This is a genomic window from Actinocorallia lasiicapitis (assembly GCF_054778695.1).
In genome coordinates, this window is sequence record NZ_BAAGZI010000107.1 from 1 (window position 1) to 16,385 (window position 16,385).

General features: G+C 70.3%; 18 protein-coding genes and 1 pseudogene. 5 read left to right on the forward strand and 14 right to left on the reverse strand.

Annotated elements, in window-relative coordinates; translation table 11 throughout:
• The 13 genes and pseudogenes from ACYVE7_RS14660 to rpsB all read right to left on the reverse strand — a co-directional run.
• A pseudogene (locus ACYVE7_RS14660) lies at positions 1-566 on the reverse strand (hypothetical protein); the annotation flags it as partial.
• Positions 563-1,228, reverse strand: a complete 666-nt coding sequence (locus tag ACYVE7_RS14665; RefSeq protein WP_460365229.1) for an ABC transporter ATP-binding protein — start codon at positions 1,226-1,228, stop codon at positions 563-565. The pseudogene ACYVE7_RS14660 and the gene ACYVE7_RS14665, both read right to left, overlap by 4 nt.
• A 14-nt stretch (positions 1,229-1,242) precedes the next feature.
• Positions 1,243-1,947 (reverse strand): hypothetical protein, encoded by a 705-nt coding sequence (locus ACYVE7_RS14670; RefSeq protein WP_460365230.1) that lies wholly within the window; start codon positions 1,945-1,947, stop codon positions 1,243-1,245.
• On the reverse strand, positions 1,944-2,285 hold the full coding sequence (locus tag ACYVE7_RS14675; protein ID WP_460365231.1) for a PadR family transcriptional regulator: 342 nt from the start codon (positions 2,283-2,285) through the stop codon (positions 1,944-1,946). The genes ACYVE7_RS14670 and ACYVE7_RS14675 overlap by 4 nt, the downstream gene beginning before the upstream one ends.
• A gap of 92 nt (positions 2,286-2,377) precedes the next feature.
• On the reverse strand, positions 2,378-2,944 hold the full coding sequence (locus tag ACYVE7_RS14680) for a TetR family transcriptional regulator (protein ID WP_460365232.1): 567 nt from the start codon (positions 2,942-2,944) through the stop codon (positions 2,378-2,380).
• Positions 2,941-3,777, reverse strand: coding sequence for an alpha/beta fold hydrolase (locus tag ACYVE7_RS14685; RefSeq protein ID WP_460365234.1), 837 nt, complete (start codon positions 3,775-3,777; stop codon positions 2,941-2,943). Before ACYVE7_RS14685 ends, ACYVE7_RS14680 begins: the two co-directional genes overlap by 4 nt.
• Before the next feature lie 73 nt (positions 3,778-3,850).
• Positions 3,851-4,375 (reverse strand): DivIVA domain-containing protein, encoded by a 525-nt coding sequence (locus tag ACYVE7_RS14690; protein WP_460365235.1) that lies wholly within the window; start codon positions 4,373-4,375, stop codon positions 3,851-3,853.
• Between the two features lie 60 nt (positions 4,376-4,435).
• A complete protein-coding gene (rlmN, locus tag ACYVE7_RS14695) occupies positions 4,436-5,590 on the reverse strand; it encodes a dual-specificity RNA methyltransferase RlmN (RefSeq protein WP_460365236.1) in 1,155 nt (384 codons plus the stop codon).
• Positions 5,591-5,604: 14 nt separating this feature from the next.
• Positions 5,605-6,411, reverse strand: coding sequence for a phosphatidate cytidylyltransferase (locus tag ACYVE7_RS14700; protein WP_460365237.1), 807 nt, complete (start codon positions 6,409-6,411; stop codon positions 5,605-5,607).
• Positions 6,412-6,470: 59 nt separating this feature from the next.
• Positions 6,471-7,028: a ribosome recycling factor gene (gene frr, locus ACYVE7_RS14705; protein ID WP_460365238.1), complete on the reverse strand. Its 558-nt coding sequence runs from the start codon at positions 7,026-7,028 to the stop codon at positions 6,471-6,473.
• A gap of 30 nt (positions 7,029-7,058) precedes the next feature.
• Positions 7,059-7,835: a UMP kinase gene (gene pyrH, locus ACYVE7_RS14710; protein WP_460365239.1), complete on the reverse strand. Its 777-nt coding sequence runs from the start codon at positions 7,833-7,835 to the stop codon at positions 7,059-7,061.
• A 49-nt stretch (positions 7,836-7,884) separates the two neighbouring features.
• Positions 7,885-8,721 carry a translation elongation factor Ts gene (gene tsf / locus ACYVE7_RS14715; RefSeq protein ID WP_460365240.1) on the reverse strand — a complete coding sequence of 279 codons (837 nt, stop codon included), beginning with the start codon at positions 8,719-8,721 and terminating at the stop codon, positions 7,885-7,887.
• Positions 8,722-8,809: 88 nt separating this feature from the next.
• Entirely contained in the window at positions 8,810-9,745 is a 936-nt protein-coding gene (rpsB, locus tag ACYVE7_RS14720) for a 30S ribosomal protein S2 (protein WP_460365241.1), read from the reverse strand.
• 260 nt (positions 9,746-10,005) lie between these two features.
• On the opposite strand from rpsB, the gene ACYVE7_RS14725 reads away from it, so the two are divergent.
• Complete coding sequence (locus tag ACYVE7_RS14725) at positions 10,006-10,449, forward strand: M23 family metallopeptidase (protein ID WP_460365242.1); 444 nt, start codon at positions 10,006-10,008, stop codon at positions 10,447-10,449.
• Positions 10,450-10,587: 138 nt separating this feature from the next.
• Here ACYVE7_RS14725 and ACYVE7_RS14730 read toward each other — a convergent pair whose 3' ends face one another.
• Positions 10,588-11,487: a tyrosine recombinase XerC gene (locus ACYVE7_RS14730; RefSeq protein WP_460365243.1), complete on the reverse strand. Its 900-nt coding sequence runs from the start codon at positions 11,485-11,487 to the stop codon at positions 10,588-10,590.
• A gap of 93 nt (positions 11,488-11,580) precedes the next feature.
• Here ACYVE7_RS14730 and ACYVE7_RS14735 point away from each other — a divergent pair, with 93 nt between their 5' ends.
• From ACYVE7_RS14735 to ACYVE7_RS14750, 4 genes are all read left to right on the forward strand, one after another.
• Positions 11,581-11,937 (forward strand): YraN family protein, encoded by a 357-nt coding sequence (locus ACYVE7_RS14735; RefSeq protein WP_460365244.1) that lies wholly within the window; start codon positions 11,581-11,583, stop codon positions 11,935-11,937.
• A gap of 70 nt (positions 11,938-12,007) precedes the next feature.
• Positions 12,008-13,552 carry a YifB family Mg chelatase-like AAA ATPase gene (locus tag ACYVE7_RS14740; protein WP_460365245.1) on the forward strand — a complete coding sequence of 515 codons (1,545 nt, stop codon included), beginning with the start codon at positions 12,008-12,010 and terminating at the stop codon, positions 13,550-13,552.
• Positions 13,553-14,430: 878 nt separating this feature from the next.
• Positions 14,431-15,531, forward strand: coding sequence for a DNA-processing protein DprA (gene dprA / locus ACYVE7_RS14745; RefSeq protein ID WP_460365246.1), 1,101 nt, complete (start codon positions 14,431-14,433; stop codon positions 15,529-15,531).
• Between the two features lie 470 nt (positions 15,532-16,001).
• Entirely contained in the window at positions 16,002-16,310 is a 309-nt protein-coding gene (locus ACYVE7_RS14750) for a DUF2469 domain-containing protein (protein WP_460365247.1), read from the forward strand.
• Positions 16,311-16,385 lie beyond the last annotated feature (75 nt).

A 16,385-nucleotide genomic window follows, 5' to 3' on the forward strand; every position in this document is an offset into this window, starting at 1 on the left:
AGCCCGACCAGCAGGACCAGCGCCACCAGCAGGGCCGAGCCTTCGACGGGCCGATCATCGGTGCCGGCACCGCCGCCGAACCCGGTGGCGGCGAACGACCCGTCGGAGTGGCGCGTCTCGCCCCGGTAGGCGAGCAGTTCGCCGGGCGAGGCCAGTCCGGCGGGGCCGATCACTCCGGCCACCCGGCCATAGCGTTCGCCCAGCCCGGCGCGGAGGAGGGCCGGTGAGAGGAACGCCTCGCCGGGCTCAGGCCAGCGGGACAGGCCTGGCGGCGGGGCCGCCGACCGGTCCAGGCGCCGCAGGCCGATCACTTCATAGACGAACTCACCGGTGACGTCCTTGTCCTGCCACCAGGTCACCTCCAAAGCGGGCGGGTGTCCCACCGCGTGGGTCGCGGTCCTGGCCGCGACGACCGCGTCCCGGCCTTGGAGCGTCACGACGGCTCCCGCCATGACCAGGCAGGCGAGCGCGACGCAGCAGGCCGCGAGGGTCAGCGCCCAGAAACGGGCCCGGTCTCCCGGTGCTCCCCGTCCAGCCGCTCGGCCGATCTTCAGCAGGACTCTCACCGCACCGTCTCCCGCAGCCGGCCGCCCGAGAGCTCCACCACCCGGTCGGCACGCGCCGCGACCTGTGGATCATGGGTGACGACGACCAGGCCGCAGCGGTGTTCCGCGGGAGCGGAGAACAGAATGTCGGCGACGGAGTCCCTGGTCTCGGCGTCGAGCGCACCGGTCGGCTCGTCGGCGAGGAGCACGTCGGGCCCGGAGACGAGGGCGCGGGCGACGGCGGCGCGCTGCCGCTCACCACCCGACAGATGGGCGGTCGGCGTGGAACCGAAGGGCACCCCGAGAGCGTCGAGCAGTTCGCGAGCGCGATCGTTCGCCACCCGCTGCGGCACGCCGGACAGCAGAGCGGGCAGCGCGACGTTCTCCACCGGGGTCAGCTCGGGCAGCAGCTCGCCGAACTGGAAGACCACGCCCAGATGCCGTCGCCGGACGGCGGCCATCCGCCGCGACCCGAGCCGCGCGGTCTCCACCCCGGCGATCACGATGCTGCCCTCGTCCGCCGCGATCAGTCCGAGCACGCATCCGAGCAGGGTCGATTTCCCCGAGCCCGACGGGCCGGTCACGGCGATCGACCGTCCGGTCTCCACGGCCAGGTCGACACCGTCCAGGAGGGTTCTCTCCCCCAGCCGGCAGGTGAGTCCGGTGATCGTCAACACGGGCACGGCGACTCCAAGGGTCAGGAACGGCGGGAGATGACGATCAGCCGTACGGCGCACACGGTCACGATGAGCGCCAGGAACGGCAGGAGGATCTCGGGAACGACGGTGCTCCACCCGTAGGCGTAGTCGTGCGCTCGCCCGTACTCGTGGCTCGCGGCCGCACCGGCGACCACGGCGACGGGCAGCGCGGGCGCCAGCGTCAGGACGGTCGCGCGCCGGGCGGCGTCGCCGTGGAAGCGCAGCACCGCCGAGGCCGCGGCCAGCGCACCGCCCCAGACCGCGAGCAGGCCGAGCAGGACCAACGTGACCCTGACCGGCGTCGGCAGCTGGAGCAGGTTCTCCTCGGGGACGCAGCCGGGGACGCAGTAGTCGGGGTCGGCGGGGCCGACGACCTGGGCGAGGGTGGGGCTGTCCAGGCCGAACAGGAAGAACAGCGCGGTGAAGGAGCCGGGCAGTGCTCCCGCGAGCGTCGCGGCGACGAGGCGGCCTAGATACCGGCGCTGCGGCAGGCAGCCGCGGGCCGCGGCCCAGGCCCGGGCGAAACCGGCCGGATCGCCGCCGACATAGTCGAGGGCGGAGCGCCCGTCGAGCTCGGCCAGCGCCAGGTCGGAGTGGAGCTCCACCGACATCTCCTGGACGTCCGCGGCCGGCGCACCCAACCGCACCCAGGTCCACTGGCAGCGCAGCAGTACCCGTGACGGCCGCGCCGTCGTACCGATCATCGGGCGACCCGTTCCAGGACGGACGCGACGCCCCCGGCGAGCTGCTCCCACTCCCCCGCCCACTGGGCGAGCGCGACCTGGCCCGGGGCCGTCAGACGGTAGTACTTGCGGGGCGGGCCGCCCTGGGCCTCGGCCAGAAAGGCCTCGATGAGGCCGTCCTTCTGGAGGCGGGCCAGCGCCGGGTAGATCGATCCCTCCGCGACACCATCCAGCCCCGCCGCGGCCAGCCGCTGGGTCATGGCATAGCCGTAGGCGGGCTCCTCGCCGATCACGGCGAGCAGGCAGAGGTCCAGCAGGCCCCGCAGCCACTGGCTCTTCTTGCCTCCGTCAACTGTCATGCATTGCAAGGTACTGCTTGAGTACCTTGCAATGCAAGGCAGTCGAGAACGGTTCAGGCAGGGCCGCCACGACGCGGTTCAGCGGCGCTTTGCTAGGTGCGGAGGCCGGTGAGGAGGGCTAGGAGGGTCTGTTCGGATTCGGGGCGGGGGTGGCCGGAGGCGGTGAGGAGGGCGGCTTCGATGCAGGCGCCCAGGAGGAGGTGGGCCAGGGGGCGGGCGGGGACGGGGCGCAGCACGCCGGCGTCCATGGCGAGGGTGAGGGCGGCCTCGATGAGGGCCAGGTTGTGGCGGGCCTCGATCTCGCGCCATTCCCGCCAGCCGAGGACGGCGGGGGCGTCGCGGAGGGCGATCTGGACGAGTTCGGGCTCCTCGCAGGCGTCCAGAAAGGCGCGGACGCCGTTGGTGAGGAGCTCCCAAGGGTCGTCGGTGGGGGCCAGAACACGGGCGCTGAGCTCGATCTCCAGCTGCTCCAGGACCTCGCGGAAGAGGTTCTTCTTGTCGCCGAAGTGGTGCTGGAGCGCGCCCCTCGTCACGCCCGCGGCCGTCACGATCTGCTCGGCCGACACCGCCGCGTAGCCGTGCTCGGCGAACAGGGTACGGGCGGCGGCGACGAGGGCCGCGCGGGTGGTGCGCGTCCGATCCTCCTGGGTGCGTCTCACCCCGTCAGTATCGCGAACTCCTCAACCTTCTCCGCGATCAGTCCGGGCCGGTCCTCCGAGACGAAGGTGTAGGAGTCCTCGACCAGCTCCAGCCGGGCGTTCGGCAGCCGGTCGGCCAGCCGCCTGGCGAGCTCCACGGGGAACAGCTTCTCCTCGGCCGCCCAGAGCAGCAGGACGGGACGGTCGTAGCCGCCGTTGGCCTCGAACGCCGCGAGAGTGTGCCGCTTGTCGAAACCGCGCAGCGCCTTCCCCAGATCGTGCCGGACACCCCGGCTGGTCAGGATCGGGGCGAGGTAGGAGTCGACGACAGAACGCGGAATCGGCCGTTTCGCGACCCAGCCGAGCGCGATCGGCAGCCGGTGCAGCGCCCTGATCCGGAACAGCTGAGCCGTCAGCCAGAGGGCGCCGGGCAGCCTGCTGACCAGGGGAAGGAACCCGAACGGGGGTGGCGGGAACCGGTCCAGGACGTCGCAGGAGACCAGCACCACCCGGCCGACCCGCTCCGGCCTGCGCGCCATCAGCAGCTGGACGATCGCCCCGCCGGTGTCGTTGCCGACGAGGGTGACGTCGGTGAGGTCGAGGGCGTCCAGGAACTCTTCGAGGAGGGTGGCGAGGCCGGGCGGCGTCAGATCGGCGGCGTGGCGCATCGGTGCGGGGTGCGCGCCGAACGGCAGGACCGGTGCCAGGCACCGGAATCCGGCCTCGACGAGCGGCGGGATCTCGTGCCGCCAGAGCTGGGCGTTGACGAGCAGCCCGTGCACGAAGACGACGGGCGGGCCGTCCCCTTCGTCACGGTAGGAGATCGTTCCTGCGCTGAGCTTCAGGGCTTCCATACCCGCCACACTTACATACATCCCGAATGAATGTATGTCCGCTTGTGGACCAAGCTCAGGCGCACTGCCCGCCTTAAGGGGTCTGGAGATGGTCGAGAGCGGCGGCGAGCTGGTCGAGGAAGCGGTCGACCTCGAGTTCGTCGTAGCCGGGGCCCAGGAAGGCCGAGCGGAACACGCAGGTGCGGGCGTCGGCGGCGGAGACGGCGGGGGCGTCGCCGCGCAGGCCCGCCACCACGCGGTCCAGGAACGCGTCGACGTCCTTCTCGGCGTAGCCGGCGCGCATCCGCGTCACCGAGAACTCGACGTCCTCGATCCAGCGGATCAGCCAGGAGATCTGGCCGCCGACCGTCTCGGTGTAGGGGTCGCGGTCGCCGCGCTCGAACGCCTCCAGCTCCCGGATGTACTCCTCCAGCGCCTCGTCCACCGCGCGACGGTCATAGCCGCGCACCACCGAGGCGAAGCCGGCCTTGCGCACCTCCGCCGAGGTCACCTCGGGGACGTCGTCCTCGGACCGGCCCAGCGTGGCCTCGATCCGGACGATCAGCGCGTCGACCTCTTCGCCGAAATAGCCGCGCATGACGAGCGGAAAACGACCCATAGCGACCTCCTTCGACCCCGCCGATACTGACGCGTATCGGGCGCGTCTCACAAGGGGCTGTCAGCCCTTGGTCGCGGCGGCGAGCTGGCCGCAGGCGCCGTCGATCTCACGGCCGCGCGTGTCCCGCACGGTCACGGCGACGCCGTGCGACTCCAGCCGCCGCACGAACTCGGCCTCGTCCTCGGGCCGCGACGCCGTCCACTTCGACCCGGGAGTCGGGTTCAGCGGGATCAGGTTGACGTGCACGAGCTTGCCCTTGAGCAGCTTGCCGAGCAGATCGGCCCGCCACGCCTGGTCGTTGATGTCCTTGATCAGCGCGTACTCGATGGAGACACGGCGGCCGCTCTTGCGCGCGTACCCCCACGCCGCCGCCAGCACCTCGCGGACCTTCCAGCGGGTGTTGATCGGCACGAGGGTGTCGCGGAGCTCGTCGTCGGGGGCGTGCAGCGACAGCGCCAGCCGCACCGACAGCCCCTCCTCGGTCAGCTTCTCGATCGCCGGCACCAGCCCGACCGTCGAGACCGTGACGCCCCGCTGCGAGATCCCCAGCCCGGACGGGGCCGGGTCGGTGATCCGCCGGACCGCGCCCAGCACCGCCTTGTAGTTCGCGAGGGGTTCGCCCATCCCCATGAAGACGATGTTGCTGACCCGGCCCTGACCGCCCGCGATCTTCCCCTGGTTGAGGGCGCGCTGACCGGCCGCGACCTGCTCGACGATCTCCGCCGTGGACAGGTTCCTGGTCAGGCCCGCCTGCCCCGTGGCGCAGAACGGGCAGTTCATACCGCACCCGGCCTGCGACGACACGCACATCGTCACCCTGTCCGGGTAGCGCATCAGCACCGACTCGAACAGGACCCCGTCGAACGCCTTCCAGACGGTCTTGTGGGTCCTGCCGTTGTCGCAGGCCAGATCCCGGATCGAAGTGAGGAGCCGCGGCATCAGCTCGGGGACGAGCTTGTCGCGGAGCATCTGCGACAGATCCGACATCTGCGACGGGTCGTCGATGAGCCGGTCGAAGTAGTGGCGGGACAGCTGGTCGGCGCGGAACGGCTTCTCGCCCAGGGCCGTCACCGCCTCGCGCCGTTCGGCGACCGTCAGATCGGCGAGATGGCGGGGAGGCTTCGAACGGCGCGGACCGGCGAAGACGAGCTGGCCTGGCCTCGGCGGCTGCGGCTCCTCGTTGACCGTGGTCGTGTCTTCGCTGGTCTCGTCCATGCTTCCAGTGTCACCTATGTGAAGAGCTCAAGCAGAATCCATACCACCGGGACGGTGATCAGGAGGGAGTCGAGCCGGTCCATGACGCCGCCGTGCCCCGGCAGGAAGGACCCCAGGTCCTTGACGCCGAGATCCCGCTTGATCATGGATTCGACCAGGTCGCCAAGGGTCGCCGTGCAGACGCAGAACGCGCCCAGGATCAGGCCCTGCCACCACTGGCCGTCCAGCAGCCAGACCATCAGCCACGCGCCGACGGCCATGCAGGTCAGCGCCGACCCGGTGAAGCCCTCCCAGGTCTTCTTCGGGCTGATGTTCGGCGCGATCTTGTGCTTGCCCAGGTAGGCCCCGGCGAAGAACCCGCCGATATCGGACGCCACGGTCGTCGCGATGAACACGACCATCCGCTTCGCGCCGTCCTCGGGAGCCAGCAGCAGCATCGCGAAACCCGCCAGGAACGGCAGGTAGATGAGGGTGAAGACGCTGGTCGTGGCGTCGCGCACATAGCCGTCGGCGCCGTCCTTCAACCGCCAGATCAATGTGACCAGGACGGTGAGCGACAGCGCGATGATCAGCCCGTGCGGGCCGTCGACGTAGGCGGCCAGCAGCATCGCGACCGAGCCGAGCCCCACCGGCAGCAGCGGGATCCGGATGTCCTTCGTCGCGAACGCGTCGAGGAGCTCCTTCATCGCGATCGCACCGAAGAAGATCAGGACGGGGATGAAGAGCTGCCGGTAGAACAGCAGCGAACCCACCACCACGGCGGCCAGGCCGACGCCCACGCCGACGGCCACCGGGACGTTGCGTCCCGGGTTGCGACGCACCTTGCCGTCACCCGGCTTATCGGACCCCGGCGAAGGGGGTCCATCAACGGTCTGGGCCATCAGACTTCGAGGAGCTCGGCCTTCTTGTGCTCGAGCATCGCGTCGATCGAGGCGACGTACTTCTTCGTCGCGTCGTCGAGCTCCTTCTCGGCACGCCGGACCTCGTCCTCGCCCGCCTCGCCGTCCTTCACCATCTTGTCGAGGGTGTCGTTGGCCTTGCGGCGGACGTTCCGGATGGAGATCTTGGCGTCCTCGGCCTTGGTGCCGGCGACCTTCACGAACTCGCGGCGGCGCTCCTCCGACAGCTCGGGGAAGACCACCCGGATGAGCGCGCCGTCGTTGCCCGGGTTGACGCCCAGATCGCTGTTGCGGATCGCCCGCTCGATCGCCGACATGCTGCCCTTGTCGTAAGGCTGGATGACGACCATGCGCGGTTCGGGCGAGTGGAAGGAGGCGAGCTGGTTGACCGGGGTCAGCGCGCCGTAGTACTCCACCATGATCTTGTTGAAAATGGCGGGGGTGACCCGGCCGGTGCGGATACCGGCGAAGTCCTCCTTGGCGACCGTGACGGCCTTCTCCATCTTCTCCTCGGCTTCGAGGAGGATCTCGTCGATCATCTTTCCCGTCCCTTTGGCTACGTCCCGGCCCTACTTGTCGGCCGGGCTGACGAGGGTGCCGATCTTCTCGCCCCGGACCGCCCGCACGATGTTGCCCTGACCCATCAGGTCGAAGACCACGATGGGCAGGCCGTTGTCCATGCAGAGGCTGATCGCGGTGGCGTCCATGACCTTCAGACCGCGCCGCAGAACCTCAACGTAGTCCAAACGGTCGAAACGCACCGCGTCCGGGTTCTTGCGGGGGTCGGCGTCGTACACGCCGTCGACCTGAGTGCCCTTGAGCACGGCGTCCGCGCCGATCTCCAGCGCACGCTGCGCCGCGGTGGTGTCGGTGGAGAAGAACGGCTGGCCGAGGCCCGCGCCGAAGATCACCACACGGCCCTTCTCGAGGTGCCGGACGGCGCGGCGCGGAATGTAGGCCTCCGCGACCTGGGCCATCGTGATGGCCGTCTGGACGCGCGTGTCGAGACCCAGCCGCTCCAGGAAGTCCTGCAGCGCGAGGCAGTTGACGACCGTGGACAACATGCCCATGTAGTCGCCGCGCGCACGGTCCATGCCGCGTTCGGCGAGCTGCTGGCCGCGGAACATGTTGCCGCCGCCGCAGACCACGGCGACCTCGATGCCCTCGTCGACCGCGGTCTTGATCGCCTCGGCGATGTGCTGGAGCACGGCGGGGTCGATGCCCAGCGGCTGGCCGCCGGCGAACGCCTCGCCGGACAGCTTCAGCAGAACCCGCTTCCAGCCGTGGCCCTGCGCCTGGGCAAGCGAAGAGGCCGCCGCCGTGTCAGGGTTGGTGTTTTCTGGCACGGTGACGGCCTCCTCGTTCTTGCTAACGATGATCGCGACTACCTTCGGCTCAGGCCTGGCCGACCTTGAAGCGCGAGAACGCCGTGACGTTCGCACCGGCCTCGTCGAGCAGCTTCGCGATGGTCTTCTTGTTGTCCTTGACGAACGCCTGCTCCAGGAGCACGAAGTCCTTGAGGTAGGAGTTGACGCGGCCCTCGACGATCTTGGCGATCGCGGCTTCGGGCTTGCCCTCCTCGCGGGTCTTCACCTCGGCGAGCGCGCGCTCCTTCTCGATCGTCTCGGCCGGGATCTCCTCGAAGGTGATGAACTTCGGGGACATGGCCGCGATCTGCTGGGCGATGTCGCGCGCCAGCTCGGCGTTCTCCTTGTCCAGCTGGACGAGGACGCCGGTGGTCGGCGGGAGCTGCGGGTCGCTCTTGTGCAGGTAGCTGGCGACGAAGCCGCCGGTGTAGTGCACGAACCGGCCGAGCTCGAGCTTCTCGCCGATGGTGGCGGAGTTCTCTTCGATGAGCTTGGCGACGGTCTTGCCGGGCTCGATCTCCAGCGCCGCGAGGGACTCGGTGTCCTTGGCGTCGGACTTCGCGGCGAACTCGACGATCTTCCCGGCGAGCGCGATGAAGCTCGCGTTCTTCGCGACGAAGTCGGTCTCGCACTTGAGCTCGAGGAGCGTGGCGTCGTCGGAGCCGTTGAAGTACTCGACGACCAGGCCGTTGCCCGCGACGCGCTCGGCGCGCTTGCCGACGTCCTTGGCGCCCTTGAGACGCAGGATCTCTACGGCCTTCTCGAAGTCGCCTTCGGACTCGACCAGGGCGTTCTTGCAGTCCATCATGCCGGAGCCGGTCATCTCGCGAAGCCGCTTGACGTCGGCGGCGGAGTAGTTCGCCATCGTTGGTATCTCTCTCGTCTTTGTACGTCTGGCAGTCGGCGGGCCGCCCCCGGACCTTGATCAGGCCGGGGGCGGATCACTGGATGACTTAGACCGAAGCTCCGGGAGCCTCACCGTCGGTGACGGCGATCTCGGCCTCGACCTCGGGGGTGGCGACCGGGGCGGCCTCGGCGTCACGCTCGGTGTTCGCGGAGGACTGCACCTCGGTGGCGCCGCCGTCCTCGGCGCGCGCCTCGGCCTCAACGGTGCCGGCGGGCTTGCCCTCAAGGAGGTCGCGCTCCCACTCGGCGAGCGGCTCGACGACTTCGGCGGTCTTCTCGGCGTGCTGGCCGGAACGGGACAGCAGGCCGTCGGCGACGGCGTCGGCGACCACGCGGGTCAGGATGGAGACGGCGCGGATGGCGTCGTCGTTACCCGGGATCGGGAAGTCGACCTCGTCGGGGTCGCAGTTGGTGTCGAGGATCGCGACGACCGGGATGTTCAGCTTCTTGGCCTCGGAGATCGCGATGTGCTCCTTCTTGGTGTCCACGATCCACACGGCGGAGGGGACCTTCGCCATGTCGCGGATACCGCCGAGGGTCTTCTCCAGCTTGTCCTTCTCGCGCTTGAGACCCAGCAGTTCCTTCTTCGTCATGCCGGAGCCGGCGACGTCGTCGAAGTCGAGGAGCTCGAGCTCCTTCATGCGCTGGAGGCGCTTGTGGACGGTGGTGAAGTTGGTGAGCATGCCGCCCAGCCAGCGCTGGTTCACGTAGGGCATCCCGACGCGGGCCGCCTGCTCAGCGATCGCTTCCTGCGCCTGCTTCTTGGTGCCGACGAACAGGATGGTGCCGCCGTGGGCGACCGTCGCCTTGATGAACTCGTAGGCGCGGTCGATGTGGGCCAGCGACTGCTGCAGGTCGATGATGTAGATGCCGTTGCGCTCGGTCAGGATGAAGCGCTTCATCTTCGGGTTCCAGCGACGCGTCTGGTGGCCGAAGTGGACGCCGCTCTCGAGGAGCTGTCGCATGGTGACGACGGGAGCCATGTTGCTTCCTTCTTCTGTTTCGGTTGCCTGCCAGCGCCCGGACACACCCCCGCCACGAACACCGCTCGTGGACCTTGGGAGCACGCCCCGCTCTCGCGGTTGCGGGCGCATGAATTCGGCGGGCGGACACAGTCCACCCAAGCCGTGCCCCCAGTCTACGGCCAATCCCGCTCCACTCCGAACCGAACCGCCACCGTCCCGTCATCCACAGAACACCGTTCGGGCCGCTGTTCCCGGCGTCCGGCGCTCACGATGGGGCCATGCTCCCCTTCCCTCCGGCGCTCCTGACCGCTCCCGCCGCTCCGGTCTGGGCGTGGCCGGTCCCGCCGCCCGTCCGGATCATCCGCCGCTACGCCCCGCCGCCGCTGCCCTGGCTCCCCGGCCACCGCGGCGTCGACCTGGCGGCCGCCCCCGGCGATCCGGTCCATGCCACGGGCCCCGGCCGCATCACCTTCGCCCGCGACCTCGCCGGCCGCGGCGTGATCACCATCACCCACGGCCAGCTCAGGACCACCTACGAGCCGGTCACCCCGTCCCTGCCCGAGGGAACGCCCGTCACCACCGCCACCATGATCGGCACCCTGGAGACCGGCTCCCACTGCACCACCCCCTGCCTCCACTGGGGCCTCCGCCGAGGCCCCACCTACCTCAACCCCTTCACCCTCCTCACCCACCCCACAATCCGCCTCCTCCCCCACCGCTAAGGCCTCCCGCCCCCGTCCCACAAGAAGGGGGCCTGAGCGTGCAATCGCCCGGCCCATGATCACTGTCCTGGCGCGCAGGACAAGGGCGGGTCTGAGGGTGGGCCTGCGCGGGGCGTGATCGCGGTCCTGCGGTAGGGGTCAGGCTCGGGGGTGGGCTTGGGCGTGGACTTGTTTGAGGCGGTCTGCGGAGACCTGGGTGTAGAGCTGGGTGGTCTGTAGTGAGGCGTGCCCGAGCAGTTCCTGGACGGCGCGGAGATCGGCGCCGCCCTCCAGGAGGTGGGTGGCGGCGGTGTGGCGCAGGCCGTGCGGGCTGAGGTCGGTCAGCCCGGCCTCCCTGAGCCTGCGGTGGACCACGCGCCGGGCCGTGGAGTCGCCGAGCCGTCCCCCTTTGACGCCCAGCAGCAGCGCCGGGCCGCTCCCGTCCGCCGCCCAGGCGGGACGTCCCCGCGTGAGCCACCGTTCGACGGCCCGCAGCGCCGGAACCCCCACCGGGACGGTCCGCTCCTTGCCGCCCTTGCCCAGCACACGTGCCGTGCACGACTCATGATCGAGGTCGTCGACGTCGAGGCCGCACAGTTCGCTGACGCGCACGCCCGTCGCGTAGAGGAGTTCCAGCAGCGCCCGGTCCCGGAGGCTCTCCGGGTCGTCGCCCCAGCCGGGCGTCCCGGGCGCGTCGAGGAGTTCCTGCGCCTCGTCCTGGCGGAGCACGCGGGGCAGGCGCCGTTCGAGCTTCGGCGTCCCGAGCCGCAGTCCGGGGTCGTGATCGCTCAGGCCCCGCCGCTGCGCCCAGGCCGTGTAGGCGCGTACCGAGGCCGTCTGCCGCGCCAGCGTGCTCTTCGCCGCCCCGGCCTCATGCCGTCGCGCCAGCCAGTCCCGCACGAGATCCGCGTACAGCTCGTCCACTCCGGCGACCCCCCGCCGCCCCGCGTGCCCGACCAGATCCCGGAGATCGCCGAGGTAGGCCCGCACCGTGTGCTCGGACAGCCCGCGCTCCAGCCGCAGGTGCCGCTCGAACTCCGCCAACCCGAATCCGTCCACGCGGCCACGCTACGCCCCTGAGGCCCTCCAGAAGTTATCCACAGATCCGGTCACTGTCCGTTATGTCCTGTGACGGAGCTTCACCCTGGAGTCATGAACCGGAACCAGGAGCTGGGCCGCCGCGGCGAGACCGCCGCCGCCCTCTACCTCACCGACCTCGGCTGGACCGTCCTGTCCCGCAACTGGCGCTGCAAGGAGGGCGAGCTCGACATCGTCGCGTTCGACGGCCGTCACCACGTCGTCTGCGAGGTCAAGACCCGCAGCTCCGACGCCTACGGCACGCCCGCGGAAGCGATCACCAGGGCCAAGGCCGCCCGCTTAAGGCGTCTGGCCCACCGGTGGGCGGCCGATCACCACGTCCCGCGCTCCACGCTCCGTATCGACCTGCTGGGCCTGACCGTCACCCACCCGTCCGGTTTCGCCATCGACCACCAGAAGGAGATCGCATGATCGACCCCATGCCCGCGAAGGCTCCGCGCGTCTCGCTGGACGAGGCCGCCCAGGCGCGAGGGGACGGCTGATGGCGCTGGCGAGAACTCGCTCCGTCGGGCTCGTCGGCGTCGAAGGGCATCTCGTGGACGTCGAGGCGGCGCTCACCAGCGGCACGCCCGGGCTGCATCTGGTGGGCCTGCCCGACACCGCGCTGAGCGAGGCGCGCGACAGGGTCCGTGCCGCGATCATGCATTCGGGCGAGGAGTGGCCCGTCCGGCATCTGACGGTGGCGCTCGGCCCCGCCGGCCTGCCGAAGGCGGGCGCGGGGTTCGACGTCGCGATCGCGGTCGCGATCCTCGCGGCGGCGGGGAACCTGCCCGACGGGATCACCAACGACATGGTGATGCTGGGTGAGCTCGGTCTCGACGGCCGGATCCGTCCCGTCCCCGGTGTCCTGCCCGCGGTGCTGGGCGCCGCCGAAGCGGGCGTGAAGACCGTGGTGGTGCCCCGGGCGAACGGGGTCGAAGCGGAGCTCGTCCCGGACGTCAAAGTGCTGGCCGTCGGCTCGCTGCGCTCGCTGATGTGCCATCTCCGCGACGAACCGCCACCACCCGAGGACGACTTCCCCGACGAGAGCCCCGGTTTCCGTGACTTCCCCGGCCGTTCCCGCCGCGGCGTCATCGATCTCGCCGACGTCAAAGGCCAGGCGGACGGCCGCCGGGCCCTCGAGATCAGCGCGGCGGGCGGCCACCATCTCTTCCTGCTGGGTCCGCCGGGCTGCGGCAAGACCATGCTCGCCGAACGCCTCCCCACGCTCCTGCCGCGGCTCGACCGGCAGATGGCGTTGGAGGCGACCGCGATCCACTCGGTCGCCGGCACGCTGCCGCCGGGCCAGCCCCTGATCGACCACGCCCCGTTCCACGCGCCCCACCACAGCGCCACCCGCGCCGCGATGATCGGCGGCGGCTCCGGCCGTCAGGTCCGTCCCGGCTCCATCAGCCTCGCCCACAACGGCGTCCTGTTCATCGACGAGGCGCCGGAGTTCTCCGGCGGCATCCTCGACTCGCTCCGCCAGCCGATGGAGCAGGGCGAGGTAGCGATCGACAGGTCGGGCGTCACCACCCGTTTCCCCGCCATGTTCACGCTGGTCATGGCGGCCAATCCGTGTCCCTGCGCCGCCGCGAAGGTCCTCCAATGCCGCTGCACCCCGTCCGTGCGTGCCCGCTATCTGGCCCGCATCTCCGGCCCTCTCCTCGACCGCATCGACCTGAAACTCGAGCTCGCCCCCGCCACCCGCGCCGAACTCCGCTACGACCTCGACCAGGCCGAGTCCAGCGAGACGGTCGCCGCCCGTGTCCTGGAGGCCCGTGACCGTGCCCAGCACCGCATGGCGGGCCTCCCCTGGCGCACCAACAGCGAGGTCCCCGCCCCCGAACTCCGCCGCCGCTTCGCCCCACCCCCCGACACCATGGCCCCTCTGGATCAGGCCCTCCAGGACGGTTCCCTGAGCGCCCGAGGGCTGGACAGAGCCCTCCGCACCGCGTGGACCCTCGCCGACCTCTCCGGCCGTCCCGCCCCCGCCCCCTGGGACACCGCCGAAGCCCTGGACCTCTGGCGCGGCCGCCGCCCCTGACCACTCCCCTTAACTCCCCCGCACCCCCACCACAACGAAAGGCACACCTCCCATGCCCACCCGAACCCCCCACGCCTCCCGAGGAATCTCCTGGATCAACGCGGGAACTCCCGGACCGAACGCCGCACTCCCGCCCACCAACACCGCCCCTCTCAACCGACCCTCCCCAAGCCACTTCCCCTTCCGAGCTCACGGCATCTCCTGGTTCAGCTCCCACGGCATCTTCTGGATCAACGCCCTCCGACATTCCCTCCACCGTCACCTCATCCCTCCGTCCCGTCCCCCTGCGTCAGTGCATCCCCTCCGACCACTCGACCCCGCGCCCCCCGTCCACCTCCGAACCCGATGGATCCGCCTCACCCCCGAAGGCGGCCCCACCGCCCCTTCCTACTTCGCCGACCCCGACCTCCCCACCGGCTCCTACTACCGCCTCCCGCCCTACCTCACCCTCCTCCAACACCCCGGCCCCGGCTCAGACCAGATCGGCAAGGGCTCTCCAGCAAGCAGCAGCAAGGACGAATCCAATAAATCGCCACAGCTCACCCTTACCGCTCCACCCAACCCACCACCGACCGCGAACCGTGGTTCCCGCACGGCCGTCAGCTCAGGTCCCGGCTCGGGCCCTGGCCTTGGGGTGACCGGTTGCCGGTCGCCGTGGGGCGGGGACGAGGAGCGGGGCGCGTCAATGGGCGTGGCGAAGCGCTCGGGCCCTGGCCTTGGGGTGACCGGTCGCCGATCGCCGCGGGACGGCGACGAGAAGCGGGGCGCGTCGATGGGCGTGGCGAAGGGTGATGGAGGGGTGTGGGGGTTCGGTGGGGAGGGAGTGCGCGATGGGGGTCGATGAGCGGGAGAGGTGGGCTCGGGCCTGGTTGAGTTCGGTGGGGGAACCCGGGGACGGGTTCATGTACCGGCTCATCGAGCGGGAGGGGCCCGTCGGGGCGGTCGAGGCGGTGCGGAAAGGGTGCGTGCCGGAAGGGGTCGGGGTCAGTGAGGAGCGGCTGGCCGGGTGGCGGATGCGGGTGGCCGCAGCCGACCCCGACGCGGCGATGTTCATCACCGAGCAGGTCGGCGGACGGCTGCTGTGCCCCGGCGACGTCGAATGGCCGTCGACCCTCGCCCACCTGCGGGAGTCCGCGCCGATCGCGCTGTGGGTCCGCGGCGGGCCGGACCTGCGGCAGATCTGCCTGCGGTCGGTGGCGGTCGTCGGCGCCCGCAGATGCACCCCGTACGGCGAGCGCGCCGCCCAGGTCCTCGGCGCCGAACAGGCCGAGCAGGGATGGACGGTCGTGAGCGGCGCGGCCCTCGGCATCGACGCGGCCGCCCACCGCGGCACCCTCGCCGCCGACGGCATGACGATCGCCGCTCTCGCGAACGGCATCGACCTCGCCTACCCGCCACGTAACTCCGGGCTCATCGCCGAGATCGTCAACCGCGGGATCATCGTCAGCGAATGGCCGCCGACCACCCACCCGACCCGCCCGCGTTTCCTGGTCCGCAACCGTGTGATCGCGGCGCTGACCACGGGCACGGTCGTCGTCGAGGCCGATCTGCGCAGCGGGGCGCTCAACACCGCGAACCACGCCCGCGCTCTGGGACGTCATGTGATGGCGTATCCGGGTTCGGTCAACTCACTGATGTCGCGCGGCTGCCACGAACTGCTCCGTTCCGTGCCACCGGCCCGTCTCGTCACCAACGCGAACGAGGTCATCGAGGAGGTCGGCCGTATCGGTGAGGGCCTGACCCGCCCCGAGCACCCGTCCCGCCCGCGCGACGCCCTCGATCCCGCCTCCCGCCGCGTCCTCGAAGCCGTCCCCGCGACCGGCGGCGGCGCCGACCCTCACGAGATCGCCATCGCCGCCGCCGTAGACCACAACACCGCCCGCAGCCGCCTCTCCCTCCTCCACGCCATGAACTTCATCGAACGCACCCGAACCGGCTGGCGCCTCAAACGCTCCCACCCCGACCACCCCCAACCCTGACCACCAACCAGAAGAAACGGCAAGCCCAACCACCTCACCGGCAGAAATCCGAGCGGCCGAGTGCCAGGAGTGCAGCCGCGGTGAGAGGTCCCGGGCCAAAGCGGTGTGTGGCGGGCCCGGAACCCGCACTTCCCCGAGCGCGAGGCGGGGGACCGGGAGGTGGGGCAGGAGGGAGGGACGCGCAGCCATAGGCTCGGAACGCAGGCAGGGGGCGCGAGACAAGCGACCGGGGCGCGAGAAAGGGACCCGGCCTGCGGGAGCCCGACCGGTTCGCGTGAGCCGCAGCGGGAGGTGGTCATCATGTTGCGCTCTTCTCCGCGCGACTCCACTAATCTTCAGGGGTCGGGCCGGAGGTTGTTATTGTCAGCTGGTCCACTAGTAGATGATCATGAAACTTGTGGACTAGTACGCATGGTTTGGAGGCAGAATGCCTGGTGGGAAGCACTTGCGGGAGCCTGGGGAGGTTAGCGGTGTCTGCTGAAGATCTGGAAAAGTATGAGACAGAGATGGAGCTCCAGCTCTATCGCGAATACCGCGACGTGGTCGGTCTTTTCACCTATGTGGTCGAGACCGAGCGCCGCTTCTACCTCACCAACACCGTGGATCTCCAGGTCCGCAGCCTGGAAAACGGCGAGGTCTACTTCGAGGTCACCATGCAGGACGCCTGGGTCTGGGACATGTACCGTCCCGCCCGCTTCGTAAAAAACGTCCGCGTAGTCACCTTCCACGACGTCAACGTCGAAGAACTAGCCAAACCCGACCTCCAGCTCCCCAACTGACCCCCCAGGGGCATCTCACCCCTCCGAACCCCGCCTCGTGCCCTGCCAGCCCCCCGCCCCGGCGACCCGCCCACC

Bases quoted from the DNA above. Each gene is read 5' to 3' on its own strand.
- ACYVE7_RS14670 (WP_460365230.1), bottom strand. From the start codon at position 1,947: ATGATCGGTACGACGGCGCGGCCGTCACGGGTACTGCTGCGCTGCCAG.
- ACYVE7_RS14675 (WP_460365231.1), bottom strand. From the start codon at position 2,285: ATGACAGTTGACGGAGGCAAGAAGAGCCAGTGGCTGCGGGGCCTGCTG.
- ACYVE7_RS14685 (WP_460365234.1), bottom strand. From the start codon at position 3,777: ATGGAAGCCCTGAAGCTCAGCGCAGGAACGATCTCCTACCGTGACGAA.
- ACYVE7_RS14690 (WP_460365235.1), bottom strand. From the start codon at position 4,375: ATGGGTCGTTTTCCGCTCGTCATGCGCGGCTATTTCGGCGAAGAGGTC.
- rlmN (WP_460365236.1), bottom strand. From the start codon at position 5,590: ATGGACGAGACCAGCGAAGACACGACCACGGTCAACGAGGAGCCGCAG.
- frr (WP_460365238.1), bottom strand. From the start codon at position 7,028: ATGATCGACGAGATCCTCCTCGAAGCCGAGGAGAAGATGGAGAAGGCC.
- tsf (WP_460365240.1), bottom strand. From the start codon at position 8,721: ATGGCGAACTACTCCGCCGCCGACGTCAAGCGGCTTCGCGAGATGACC.
- rpsB (WP_460365241.1), bottom strand. From the start codon at position 9,745: ATGGCTCCCGTCGTCACCATGCGACAGCTCCTCGAGAGCGGCGTCCAC.
- ACYVE7_RS14725 (WP_460365242.1), top strand. From the start codon at position 10,006: ATGCTCCCCTTCCCTCCGGCGCTCCTGACCGCTCCCGCCGCTCCGGTC.
- ACYVE7_RS14735 (WP_460365244.1), top strand. From the start codon at position 11,581: ATGAACCGGAACCAGGAGCTGGGCCGCCGCGGCGAGACCGCCGCCGCC.
- ACYVE7_RS14740 (WP_460365245.1), top strand. From the start codon at position 12,008: ATGGCGCTGGCGAGAACTCGCTCCGTCGGGCTCGTCGGCGTCGAAGGG.